Source organism: Proteiniphilum saccharofermentans, from assembly GCF_900095135.1.
GTDB lineage: Bacteria > Bacteroidota > Bacteroidia > Bacteroidales > Dysgonomonadaceae > Proteiniphilum > Proteiniphilum saccharofermentans.
Window position 1 is genome coordinate 470,489 of record NZ_LT605205.1, and the last position, 12,570, is coordinate 483,058.

10 protein-coding genes are annotated in these 12,570 nt (G+C 42.8%); all 10 read right to left on the reverse strand.

Annotation, left to right across the window (positions count from 1 at the left end):
- Positions 1–3: 3 nt before the first annotated feature.
- Positions 4–510 carry an LPS assembly lipoprotein LptE gene (lptE, locus tag PSM36_RS01770; RefSeq protein WP_076928525.1) on the reverse strand — a complete coding sequence of 169 codons (507 nt, stop codon included), beginning with the start codon at positions 508–510 and terminating at the stop codon, positions 4–6.
- Between the two features lie 4 nt (positions 511–514).
- Positions 515–1,780, reverse strand: a complete 1,266-nt coding sequence (locus PSM36_RS01775) for a sigma-54 interaction domain-containing protein (protein ID WP_076928526.1) — start codon at positions 1,778–1,780, stop codon at positions 515–517.
- A gap of 124 nt (positions 1,781–1,904) precedes the next feature.
- Positions 1,905–2,735 (reverse strand): lysophospholipid acyltransferase family protein, encoded by an 831-nt coding sequence (locus PSM36_RS01780; protein WP_076928527.1) that lies wholly within the window; start codon positions 2,733–2,735, stop codon positions 1,905–1,907.
- Between the two features lie 94 nt (positions 2,736–2,829).
- Entirely contained in the window at positions 2,830–4,212 is a 1,383-nt protein-coding gene (glmM, locus tag PSM36_RS01785; RefSeq protein WP_076928528.1) for a phosphoglucosamine mutase, read from the reverse strand.
- 70 nt (positions 4,213–4,282) lie between these two features.
- Entirely contained in the window at positions 4,283–4,849 is a 567-nt protein-coding gene (locus PSM36_RS01790; protein WP_076928529.1) for a DUF4827 domain-containing protein, read from the reverse strand.
- 104 nt (positions 4,850–4,953) lie between these two features.
- Positions 4,954–6,012: a DHH family phosphoesterase gene (locus PSM36_RS01795; RefSeq protein WP_394333044.1), complete on the reverse strand. Its 1,059-nt coding sequence runs from the start codon at positions 6,010–6,012 to the stop codon at positions 4,954–4,956.
- A gap of 34 nt (positions 6,013–6,046) precedes the next feature.
- Positions 6,047–8,011, reverse strand: a complete 1,965-nt coding sequence (locus PSM36_RS01800; RefSeq protein ID WP_076928531.1) for a ComEC/Rec2 family competence protein — start codon at positions 8,009–8,011, stop codon at positions 6,047–6,049.
- A gap of 118 nt (positions 8,012–8,129) precedes the next feature.
- On the reverse strand, positions 8,130–8,780 hold the full coding sequence (gene rpe / locus PSM36_RS01805; protein ID WP_076928532.1) for a ribulose-phosphate 3-epimerase: 651 nt from the start codon (positions 8,778–8,780) through the stop codon (positions 8,130–8,132).
- 113 nt (positions 8,781–8,893) lie between these two features.
- Complete coding sequence (locus PSM36_RS01810; RefSeq protein ID WP_154670944.1) at positions 8,894–9,280, reverse strand: hypothetical protein; 387 nt, start codon at positions 9,278–9,280, stop codon at positions 8,894–8,896.
- Positions 9,281–9,495: 215 nt separating this feature from the next.
- Complete coding sequence (locus PSM36_RS01815) at positions 9,496–12,408, reverse strand: ATP-binding protein (RefSeq protein WP_161947539.1); 2,913 nt, start codon at positions 12,406–12,408, stop codon at positions 9,496–9,498.
- Between the last annotated feature and the right edge of the window lie 162 nt (positions 12,409–12,570).

Here is a 12,570-nt window from a genome sequence, read left to right on the forward strand (position 1 = left end):
TAATTACCAGTTTGACATGGTGGCGTTGAATATCTGATCTACAATTTCGTCGATGAGCTCATTAATAAGTTGGTCCTGTACAGTGTCAAATACTTGATTACTTGAGAAGGTTCGATTGGCAGAAATTCTTTCTTCAATCTCGGGATCATCTGTTTTATTATTTCGGAATCGCATCCTCACCGTCATAGTCAGTCGTGTCTCAGAAGCAAATGCATCCTCTTGTACTGCCAGAGGTGTCAGTTCGTATCCTACGATCTCTCCTTCTATCTCCATATCTCCATTTTGATTTACCAACTGTAGGCGTGTGTTGCGGGTAAACATATCTTTCATCTTCTCATTGAATTGTTGCTCAAGGGGAGGATAAACCAATGGTGCCTGATTGACGAAATGAGCTATTTGAAGTGTTTTTGTGAGATCATAGTTGATGGAGGTACCCCTGAAGGAGTAGGATATCCGGCATGAACTGACAGAAACCAGTAACAGTAGAAGGATGAAAGTAATTTTCTTCATAATCTTAACCTAAAAGTGAGTACTCCTTAATTTTACGGTAAAGTGTACGTTCCGAAATGCCCAGATCGCTGGCTGCAAGTTTCCTTTTTCCATTATGCCTTTCCAGCGCTTTCATGATCATCTCTTTCTCGACATCACTGATTGATAGGGTACTTTCCTCATATTCTGTGGCTTCCTGGATATTGTTCCTTTCAGGTTCATCCAGGTTAATTTTCTTTGGTACAGCCTCATATTTCACAGGAACGGAAACCCGTGTATTGTCGTTTGTAATGATAGAAGAAGAATGCATTTCTGATGACGTAGGATTGTATGACGTATGTTGTGCTGAATCCTCCATAATGCTTTTTACTACACGTTTCAGGTCAGTGATATCCTTCTTCATGTCAAATAATACCTGATAAAGGATCTCCCGTTCGTTGGCGAATGATTTCTGTTCCGACTCATGTATTTGATGAACCGAAACGGGTAGCATTCCTACTTCGTTGTTGGGCAGATACTTCTGAAGTATATCGGCTGTGATGAGACGTTCCTGCTCAATGACAGAGATCTGCTCCGTGATATTCTTCAGTTGACGCACATTACCGGGCCAGCGGTAACTTTTCAGTTTCTCTTTTGCATCATCGGTCAATGTGATAGGAGGCATCATATATTTTTCTGCACAATCGCCTGCAAATTTCCTGAACAAAAGAGGTATATCTTCAACCCGGTCACGCAACGGTGGAATACGGATAGGTACCGAATTGAGGCGATAATAGAGATCTTCCCTGAATTTTCCTCTTTCCACTGCTTTGATCATATCCAAGTTGGTAGCAGCCACCACACGTACGTTGGTCTTTTCTACTTTTGAGGATCCCACTTTGATGAACTCACCGCTCTCCAGCACTCGAAGTAGTCGTGCTTGCGTTGGGAGCGGGAGTTCTCCCACTTCGTCGAGGAAGAGTGTACCTTCGTCGGCCACTTCAAAATAACCTTTTCGGGTACCTGTAGCACCGGTAAACGAGCCCTTTTCATGTCCAAATAGTTCCGAATCGATGGTGCCTTCAGGTATTGAACCGCAGTTGATGGCAAAATAGGGGCCATGCTTCCGGTTGCTGTATTGATGCACAATTTGCGGGAAATTCTCTTTTCCGGTACCACTTTCCCCGGTGATAAGCACCGAGAGGTCGGTGGGAGCCACCTGTAAAGCAACGTCGATAGCACGATCCAGCTTAGGATCATTGCCAATAATCCCGAAACGTTGCTTCACCTGTTGTAAAGAGTGTTTTGCCATAAGCGTGCTGTTTTTTGAATATTCAAAGATAGGAACTATTTCGTTAAGCAAAACGAGCAGAAGAAAATTTATTTGATTTCTGCCGTTGCGAGAAATAGTCTGATGAAATTGAACTTTTTCCTATTTATTTCTTTCCTAAAGCATAGGTTTCTTTCTTCAGGTATTCACCCAATCCTGATGTATCATCCTTAAACGATGCTATCATATCCGGCATAATGGGATTCCCCAGCGTGATTACCATTTCTTTTCCCTTTTTGTTATATAATTCATGGCACAGCCTAAGGGTACGCACTTTATAACCAAATATTTTTGAAAGATAAAACGAAAGGCTATTATGTCCGGAGATATGCATCGGGATGACCGGTACTTTCGTTTTCTGGATAATCTTGACAACTGCCGGTTGCCACTCCCGGTCTTCAATCACCAGTTTTCCTTTCTTAAAAATAAGATTCGACACAGCTCCTGCGGCGAAAAAACCCAATGGAAATCCTGCCTTTACATGGGCGATACTCTCTTTGATGCCGGCATAGGTGATACTGTTTTTCTCAGCATATTTCATAGGGTTTACCGTAATGAAATTCTCTGCCATCGTATCGATCAATCCGAGAATAACATTCACCATCATTTTATAATTATGTACCCGGCTGCCCACGGTCTCGATCGCAGCAATTCCGTCGACATGTCCGTAAGGATGATTGGATACTGTGATGAAGGGACGATCCCGGAATTCATCGAGTACCTCCGTGTTTCTTACCGTACGGGTGATTTCGAGTTTATCCAGCAGATCTTTACAAAAAGCAGGGCCGGTAAGATGCTTAGATCGGTTGTAAATTTCATTTGCAACATTCAATGCAGATATTCTTAAGCCCAAGTCTATCAATTTGTCTCCGTATTTGCCCCTGAATGCAGGGTGCAGACTGCGCAACTCTTCGCGACTGATCAATGTTTCTTTCATTAATACCGGACTTGTTTAGTTCATTTAATTCAATTGCCACATCATCCGGAATGAGGTGGCAATTGAGTGGAAAAAATAGTGATATTTTTATTTATTATGAGAACTCTTGGATGAGTTTTATAATCTGTTTGCCGATCTCTTCTGCCTCTTGCATGGAATGTGCTTCCGAATAAACACGGATGATAGGTTCTGTGTTTGATCTTCTCAGATGTACCCATTTGTCGGGAAAGTCGATTTTCACTCCGTCGATATCGGTTATCTGTTGATCACTGAATTTCTCTTTTACCTTATCCAGAATTATTTCCGTATCTATGTCCGGGGTAAGCTCTACCTTTTGTTTTGCCATAAAATAGGGTGGATATGATTTTCTCAGTTCAGAAGGTGTTTTACCTGATTTGGCGAGATAGGTGAGGAACAGGGCAATGCCTGCAAGCGCATCGCGGCCATAATGTAAAGCAGGATAAATAATGCCACCATTACCTTCACCCCCGATAACTGCATTTGTCTCTTTCATTTTAGCCACCACATTCACCTCTCCTACAGCTGCAGCATTATATTCTCCACCCCTGGCATGTGTAATATCCTTTAGTGCACGGCTGGAGCTGAGGTTGGATACCGTATTGCCGGGCGTATGTTGTAAAATATAATCCGATACGGCCACGAGCGTATACTCTTCTCCAAACGGTTCACCATCTTCGCAATAGATGGCCAATCGGTCTACGTCCGGATCCACGGCAAATCCTACGGTTGCTTTAGAACTTCGGGTAAGCGAAGCCAGTTCGGCCAGATGTTGTGGAAGAGGTTCGGGATTATGTGAGAAATTACCGTGCGGTGCACAATGCAGTTTAAATATCTCCTTCACTCCCAATGCATATAATAATTCAGGAATGGCGATCCCTCCGACAGAGTTTACACAGTCTATTGCCACCCGGAAGTTGGCAGCCTCTATAGCCTTTTTGTCCACTAACTCGAGAGACAGCACTTGTTGAATGTGATCGTGAAGATATTGTTTTTGGGTGACTTTCCCCAATTCATCCACAGGTGAAAATACAAAGTCATCCGATTCGGCAATACTGAGAATTTCTTCTCCTTCCGCTGCATTTAGAAATTCTCCCCTGCTGTTTAATAATTTCAGGGCATTCCACTGTTTTGGATTGTGGCTGGCCGTAATAATGATACCTCCGGAAGCATTTTCTTTTTCAACGGCGATCTCGGTGGTAGGGGTTGTGGCCATCCCGATATCGGTAACATCACATCCCATTCCTATCAATGTGCCGGTGATGATACGATGCACCATCTCTCCTGAAATACGGGCATCTCTCCCTACAACAATACAGGGTTTTTGCTTTTGTGACTGTTTTTTGATAAATGCGGCATAAGCAGCTGTAAATTTTACGATATCGAGCGGAGTCAGGTTTTCTGCAATGATACCACCGATTGTTCCTCTTATCCCGGATATGGATTTGATTAATGTCATAAAAGGTAATCTTTATCAATTATATGTTTTGATGTTGATCAAAGATATCAACCGAAAGGTTGCATTAGGGTTACCATTGATTTTCAAATCTGTATTCCACCTGTTCATAATAAGTGGGTGTAAACTGATCTTTGTCGTATGATGATCCCATTTCGAAAGGAACGATAAGTTTCACTTTTCCTCTATGTCCTACATAAGATAACGGAACTGCCCATCCTGCGGTTGAATTTGAATAGGCACTTAACGTGGTTGAATTGACCGGCCCAAAATATTCCAGTTCTTCCGGAAAAGTACTCTGATAATTGGAGTATAGGATTGTGTCTCCGGTCGCAAAATAATGTAACCCTTTAAAACGGATATATATTTTTTCCCTCCATTGAGGTTTGATAGCGGAATCACCGTAATCAATAATATTGAAATAGACACCTGAATTGGGGTCTCTATAGAAATCATTGTCATCGAACTCACCATTTGCCGGAAACTCCCTGAGAACTTCAATATTATTCTTCGCAATAAAGAGGTCGATTGCTTTCCTTTCATCTTTTAGACGGTCAGCATATGTTTTCCTGTTATTGCAGGAGGTAGTCAGAATAAATAAACTGACAAGGATGAGAACTATGGAATTGAATAGTTTCATATATTTAGGATAAAGAGTAAAGAATCAAGACACAAAAGTACACAATCTGCTTCAAAAAAACAGAGGTTGTGCTGAAATAAACATTATCTATTCTTAAAAATGGGTTAAAGGTTGTTTGCCACATTTTTTAATTTCTCCTCATATGACTTCAAACCCTCCTTGAAAACATGGATGGCCTCTTCAAAAGAGCCGTAAAATTCACCTCCTGAGGCGTTCAGGTGTCCCCCTCCATTGAAGAAGTCGGCTGCGAACTCATTGCAAGGGAATGATTTCTGGGAACGAAACGAGAGTTTCACCAGATCTTCATCTTCGCGGATAAAGGTAGAAAAAAATATACCTTTGATACTGAGCGGATAATTAACGAATCCCTCGGTATCACCCTTGCTGAAACGAAATTGAGCCTGATCTTCCTTGGAGAGGTAAAGAAGGGCCGAATGTAGTTCAGGATACACTTCCATTCGTTGCGATAAGGTAAATCCAAGCAAGCGGAATCGCTCTTCAGAATAATTATCGAATACCTGTGAATAGATAGCATCTTTATTGATGTTTTTCCGTAATAAAAGGCTGATGATCTCGAAAACCTCAGGATCGTTTGAATTGTAGGTGAAGCTGCCTGTGTCGGTCATCATGCCACAATAGATGCATTCAGCTTCTGCTTGCGTCAACTCTTCATATCTTCCCGCCTGATAGAATAACCTGAACAGAAGTTCACTTGTGGATGATATTTCGGGATGTGACACTGTTATATCGAAATTCTCTCCCGGAAGAAGATGGTGGTCGATCAGGATTTTCCTGGCCGGTGATTTGTCGAGAAAAGGCCCCATGTCACCTACCCGTTTGGAGATGTTATAGTCCAGGGAAAAGATCAGATCGGCATGCTTGAGTATGTGCTGCGCTGCGGAGGGATTATATTCATATATTTCAACTTCCCGTACTCCCGGCATCCATTTAAGGAAATAGGGAAACGAGTTGGGTACGATGATCTTTACGGTTTTGTTTCTTCTTTTCAGGAAATGGTAAAGCGCAAGCGAAGATCCTAATGCGTCACCGTCGGGTGAACGGTGGGTGGTGATGACGATCTTTTCTGCCTTGGCGATGGCATCCATAACCTGCTCTACTTTTTGGGGCTGAATCACATTTGAGATCGATACTGTAGAATTCATTTTGTCTCTGTCATTTGATAGGGCGACAAAATTACTAAAAATTTAGCGAAAAGGCGCCTTTTTCCGTTACATCGTGTATATCAATATTGAATGCGGCGCACACTTGTGTTATCCTGAAGGCCGTATATCGGGGTATCGAACTGTCGAGGACGATCATGGCGGGTCTGAACATTCCAAGTAATTTTTCAATATGTAAGGATGTTTGTCGAGACAATATCAGAATATCTAGCGGGAATGGTTCTCCTGTGTAATGAGTGGTGAAATTGGTTTCCGATACCAGCAGGATGCGTTTTTCAGGGTGGGGGACAAAGCTGTTCTCTGTAATATCGAGATAGTGTCGTTTGTTGTTATGGAATACAGCTATTTCACTCCGGCCCGGACTATTAAATACGGTAAGTTGTGGTGCCGGGCAGGTGAGATTTTTATATGTGATTGTGAATTGGAAAAAGAGTAAGGCCGACAGTGAAATGATAAGTGGCCGGGGATGTCGTGAAACAAACATCCGGGTAACAGAGTAGATAAATAAGAGGAGTAGTATAAGTTGAAGAAAAGATATTTTCTTGTCGGAGATTTGGGCAAAAGGGATCGATTCGGAGATGTAAACGATCCTCAATAATAGTTCTATCAGGTTTTTTTCTACCCATTGAAAGAAAGTATACAACACCGTGATGATATCCCATTGCAGGGAACGGAGTAGTCCGAAAATAATAAGAGGAAAAGCTGCATAAATGATGATGCCGACCAGAGGGACGACCAGCATATTGGTGATGAAAAACCAGGTGGGGAATGTACCGAAATGGTAAAGTACCAGTGGAAAAACGCCTAACTGTGCTGCTGTGGTGATACAGAACAGATTCCATATATATTTCACAACTTTATTCGGGGGGCGGTAGAGCCGGTTTAGTATCGGATTAAAAAAGAGGATAGCAAACACGGCAGCGAAACTCATCTGAAATCCCACGTCGAATAGATAAGATGGCTGGAAAATGAGAATAAGAAACGCTGCAGCGGCCAGTGAATTATAGGTAAATCCGCTGCGATGATACAGGTTTCCCAAGCTAAACAGGGTAAGCATGATGGCTGCACGGACTATTGATGCCGACATTCCCACTATGAACACAAATGCCCACAGAGTAGAAATAACCAGCCATTGACGGATAAGGAATCCATTGCCGTTTTTTCCAAAGAACGAGAACAATAGACTGATAACTGCATAAATGATCCCCACGTGTAGCCCGCTTAATGCCAGGACATGTGCTGTCCCCGATGCCCTGAATGCCTCTTGCAGATCGTTGGAGAGGTGTACCTTGTAGCCGAGGGTAAGTGCGCAGATAAACGCATATGCGTCGCTTTCCAGATCGAATGAACGATAAAAGTCGAGTGCCTTGGCCCTGAACCGTTGAGCCATAATAGGGATGCTCTTCGTCTCTCTACCGGTTTTCTGCCAGTCAACCGCAGGAATATAGCCTGACCCTGCGAATCCTTTGTTCTTCATATATCCGGCATAATCAAAATCATCCGGATTACCAAAATTCCTGAATGGTTCTACTTTGGACAGAAAGACAATTTCATCGCCGGGATTTAATCCCCTGGCTTCGTCGGTCTGCTCTAAATAAAGAATCACCTTCTTTTCTCCGGGAGAGGCTGTTTTTACATTAACCGCAATACTCCGTGGTTTCACCTCCGGGATGTCGAGCACAACGCCGAGGTCATATTGGCCGTAACCCGGAGGAGAGAGTTCTGCGGACTCAATATGTTGCCGGAACTGGTATAGAGACAGGGAAAAAAGGAAGAGGCAGACACCCGCTCCGAACAGCCATCTGAACCTGAATTGATCGTCGGGACGGATAAAAAATGATAACAACATAAGTGACAACCCGGCCAGGGCTGTCGGTAACGATACGGATAGAATTCCGGGAAAAATCGCTCCTGCAATGATACCGAAAATCAAGGGAAGCAAGAGGCGGAAAAAAGGTGTTTTTCCGATCAATGCATTCATAAAGATTAGACTGTTTCGTTAAGCAATAGGACAGAAACATGTCTGCCTGCATTATGCCATGGTAAATGCTCTGTAAAAGAAAAGCCGGATACCTTCTTTTTCCTGGTAAAAGGCGATTTTACAGCATTTTTAATTGGTGGATGGTTTCCTCAGGATGCTCTGAAGAGAATACAAAACTACCGGCAACCAGCACATCGGCACCTGCATCTACCAATCTTTTGCCTGTTTCCAGATTTATCCCGCCATCCACTTCAATCAGGGTAGAAGTTTGCTGTCGCAGGATCATCTCTTTGAGCATAGCTGTTTTCCTGACGGAATGCTCAATAAATTGTTGCCCGCCAAACCCCGGGTTCACTGACATCAAAAGTACCATGTCCAGGTCGGGAAGGATATCTTCGAGTACCGACACGGGGGTATGCGGATTCAGGGTGACAACCGGCTTCATCCCTTTTTTCCTTATCTCCTGTACCACCCGGTGCAGGTGTATACAAGCCTCGTAATGCACATTCATGTAGGTCGCACCCGTAGCAGCGATTTCATTGATAAACTTTTCAGGTTGTACGATCATCAGATGTACATCCAGCGGTTTTTGGGTTGCTTTTTTCAAGAGGTCGATCACCGGAAATCCGAAGGATATGTTGGGCACGAAAACTCCATCCATGATATCCAGGTGGATCCAATCGGCCTCGCTGCGATTCAGCATTTCGATGTCTCTTTCAAGGTTCAGAAAATTAGCCGCCAACAGCGACGGCGCTACCATTGTGCCCATACGTTTCAAAGTTTATAGATTCAAAGTTAGTAAAAAATGATTACAGGGCAAAATCGTCTTTTTCTTCTTCTATTGAAAGGAAAAAATCAAAATCAATTTCAAAGATCTTACTTTCACCGGGTCGTAAAGAAGGAGTAATCGCCTATAACATCCATATTCATATTGGCTATTGCTTCTGCCGCATTGCCTGGAACTGGAGTTCCGGCGACTTCTGTTACTTCGGTACCATTAAGGCTGACAGGTATTCCCCATCCGTCTGTTGTTTTAGGGCCATAGAGGTTGGATTCAGACGTGTGGAGGTAGAAATCTCCGATATTACCGAGGCTGGCAGGTGGAGCGAACATACCGCTGAAAATAGTATTTCCGTCGTCACCTTTGACATTTTGGATTCCTTGCATATCCTGTTCGTTTTGCAAACTTTTTCTTTCTCCTAAAATCATTCCGGTAGTAAGTAATGCACCCAAACCTGCCGCACTCAAAAATAGAATTACTTTTTTCACTTCGCTTGATTTTTAATAAAATGTTATTCACCAAAGAAAGGGCATTCGCAAACATAATAGGTATGGGGGTTGAAATGCTAGGATTTTTCATTCGAAAATTTGTACAAATCACGCATTAACAAAAAATGGTATTTGTATTATTTGTGCAGGAAATAGATTTAAATTATTGATATTAAGAGTATAAAAAGTGCAATTTCCCCGGGCGTTGTCTGCGGTCATACGGGTGTTGAGCGTCCTCCGGGTAAACGCCGGTATTGAGAAGGAGTTACATTGGTGTGTTTTTTAAAGATGCGTGAGAAATAAGCGGCATCGTAGAACCCACATTCTGCCGCTATGTCCGCAATAGATTTATCCTCTGACATTAATTTCTTCTTGGCGTAGTCGACACGTAAATTAGTAATATATATAGATGATGTGTAGCCGGATATGGCATTCAGCTTCCGGTTAAGTTGCGACGGGCTTATACACAGTTTTTCTGCAAGTGCTATGGACGAAAAGTCGGGATTATGCATTTCACGGTAAATAATATCTGTTGTCTTCTGAAGAAATTCCATATTGACATCCTTTACCGGGGGAGTATCTTCTTTGAAGATTGTGCGCATGTATTTTTTCTTGAGCAGGCGCCGGTTTTCGAGCAACGTTTCAATTTGTACCAGTAATTCATCGGGATGGAACGGTTTTCGTATATATGCATCTGCACCATGCTTCAACCCTTTCAGTTGGTCGTCCATCCCACTTTTTGCCGTTAGCAGAATTATTGGGATATGATTTAGCAGTTCCGAGTTGCGAATGTCGTTGCAGAATGTCAACCCGTCTTTGTTTGGCATCATGATATCCGAAATAATTATATCCGGAACCAGTTCGTTGGACAATTTCAAACCTTCCTCCCCATCCCGGGCCGTTATGGTGTTATATTTGGGCGAAAGCAACGCTTTTATGTATAGTATCACATCTTCACTATCTTCAATCAGCAGGATCGTCGCGTTCACATCTGTTTTAGGTGATCTTCCCTTTTCGTATGGCCTGACAAACCGGCTGTTTCGTTGTGTTATCTTGGTCGCTTCTGTTGGGGAGGGTTGTTGCCTGTCTTCCGGGCTCCATGCCGGCAAAATCCATTCTTCCGATTGTCGTAACGGTAATGTTACCGTAAATACGGAACCTTTTTTTTCCTCGCTGTCTACCGTTATTTTTCCGTGCATGATTTCAACCAGTTGACGGGTATAATTTAAACCGATACCACTTCCTCTTTTTTTATCGGATTGACCGCTCTGATAAAAAAGATCAAAAATCCGCTCTATCTCTTCTTTCGGAATGCCTTTGCCGGTATCGGTAACTTTCAGTACGACCTCCTTGTTTTTAACCGTTGAGACCGATACAGAGACCTCATCACCCGGGAGGCTGAATTTCAAAGCATTCGACAATAGATTTTGCAGGATATCATCGATGTAGTGTGGCACAAAATCCATTTCAATAACCGGTTCGCTACTGGAAAAATATAACCTGATATTGTTGTTTTGCGCGTACAGGCGGAACGAATCAACCATCATCTGCACATAAACGGATATATTTCCTCTTTGCCATTCAGGGTTGTCCATACCCGCATTTATTTTTGCCATGTTCAGCAATTGATTTACTAATGTAAGCAAGTGTGTGCCCTGTCGGTCTATGGCTTTAAGGTAATAGCTGGACTCGGCGTGAGTGGAATTTTTCTCTTCCTGTAAATGTCTGCTTAATCCCAGGATTACGGTGAGTGGCGTGCGGAATTCGTGGGTTATATTTGTGAAAAAATTGGTTCTTAACCGGCTGAGTCTCCGGAGTATCTTGTTGCTTCTGGTGCGATGTCTGTAAGCATAAAAAAGAGTTGCCGATAAGAGTATGAGGAGGAAGACAATGATAAAAGAAGCCGTGAGGATGATTTTTTTCTGCCGGGTTTCCATCTCGTTCCGGATGTTCAGTTGGGTAATGTATTGTCTGTTTTTATCACGCTCGTAGTTTACGCGTGTATCGATGATATGATTCAGTTTCTGTGCATTACGGACACTGTCTTGATAAGCCTCGCTGAGTTTGTAATTCTTTAGTGCGTCGGCGAAATTGCCCCGCTTTAGGTTATATTGATGCAACAGGTCGTATGTTTCCGAAAGATGTTGCGGCGATTCGATGTGATTCGCTGCTTCTTTTGCCAGATCAATCTGTTTTTTCGCTGCTGCAAAGTCATTTTTCACCAACCGGATGCGTGCTATCGCCAGGCAGGCCTCCAGCCAGTGCCATGTGTCAGAAATATTTCCCATGATTTCGTAAGCCTGTTGGTATTCACGTTCCGCTTCATCGTATTGCTCCTGCAATTCGTGGATATGCCCGAAATGGATATGGCACAACCCGATTCCCAACTGTGATTGGGCAATCTGGTTTTGCTCCATGGAATACTGATAATAGGTAAAGGCTGAATCATACATCTGTTTTTCCTGGAAAATTACACCGATATTGGCGTAATTCATAGCTTGTCCTACCGGGCTGTTCAACGCTTTTTCTTCTGCAAGCGCTTCACGGAGCAGCTTTTCGGCTTCATCATAATTGTCGAATGAAAGATAAATGATGCCAATGCCGTTCAACGCCATCACGCGGTTTTTCCTGCCTTTGTATTCATTTCTTCCGGAATAGGATTCGGCCATTTGCAGTGCCTGGTAATGATACCCGGAGGCTTCCGGGAAGGCACCTATCCGCCGGAAATCAGTTCCTAAATTATTCAGGGCCTCCGTAATGCCGATGGTGTCTTTTATATTGTAGGCGGCAACCAATCCCTGTTGATGATAAGCGATGGCATTCGAGAAATCGGACATCTCCCGCATCCGTTTCCCTAATTCCCTGCAGAGGATGGAAATGGCCACTTCGTCCTGAGAAGCAATACTCTGTTCCAGCAATATACGCATAGAGTCGGTAGGGAAACCCGGTGAGATCTTATCTTCCCATTTTTTCTTGTATTCTTCTGAAAATTGTTGTTTTTTATCGTCTTGTGCGCATGAAAAAGTTAAGAACAGGACAAGCAAGATTACACCTGTTTTTAAAAGAGCAGATATCCCGCTGAAAATGCAGACAGCGTATTGACTTGAAAATACTAATTGTAAGCGCATTGCCATGATTTATTGCACAAATGTAATCAAAATATCAAATCTGCAAACAAGACCTAAAATTTTAACTAATAAGAGGAAAGAAATGAGCAGGGATATAAATGAAATCTATTTTTTATTTTATATACCTATAAGTGGGGATAAAACCTCGCGAATTTCATAATT

Excerpts from the sequence above, each read along its gene's own strand:
- PSM36_RS01815 (WP_161947539.1), bottom strand. The coding sequence starts at position 12,408 with ATGCGCTTACAATTAGTATTTTCAAGTCAATACGCTGTCTGCATTTTC.
- rpe (WP_076928532.1), bottom strand. The coding sequence starts at position 8,780 with ATGGGCACAATGGTAGCGCCGTCGCTGTTGGCGGCTAATTTTCTGAAC.
- PSM36_RS01780 (WP_076928527.1), bottom strand. The coding sequence starts at position 2,735 with ATGAAAGAAACATTGATCAGTCGCGAAGAGTTGCGCAGTCTGCACCCT.
- glmM (WP_076928528.1), bottom strand. The coding sequence starts at position 4,212 with ATGACATTAATCAAATCCATATCCGGGATAAGAGGAACAATCGGTGGT.
- PSM36_RS01790 (WP_076928529.1), bottom strand. The coding sequence starts at position 4,849 with ATGAAACTATTCAATTCCATAGTTCTCATCCTTGTCAGTTTATTTATT.
- lptE (WP_076928525.1), bottom strand. The coding sequence starts at position 510 with ATGAAGAAAATTACTTTCATCCTTCTACTGTTACTGGTTTCTGTCAGT.
- PSM36_RS01795 (WP_394333044.1), bottom strand. The coding sequence starts at position 6,012 with ATGAATTCTACAGTATCGATCTCAAATGTGATTCAGCCCCAAAAAGTA.
- PSM36_RS01800 (WP_076928531.1), bottom strand. The coding sequence starts at position 8,011 with ATGAATGCATTGATCGGAAAAACACCTTTTTTCCGCCTCTTGCTTCCC.
- PSM36_RS01775 (WP_076928526.1), bottom strand. The coding sequence starts at position 1,780 with ATGGCAAAACACTCTTTACAACAGGTGAAGCAACGTTTCGGGATTATT.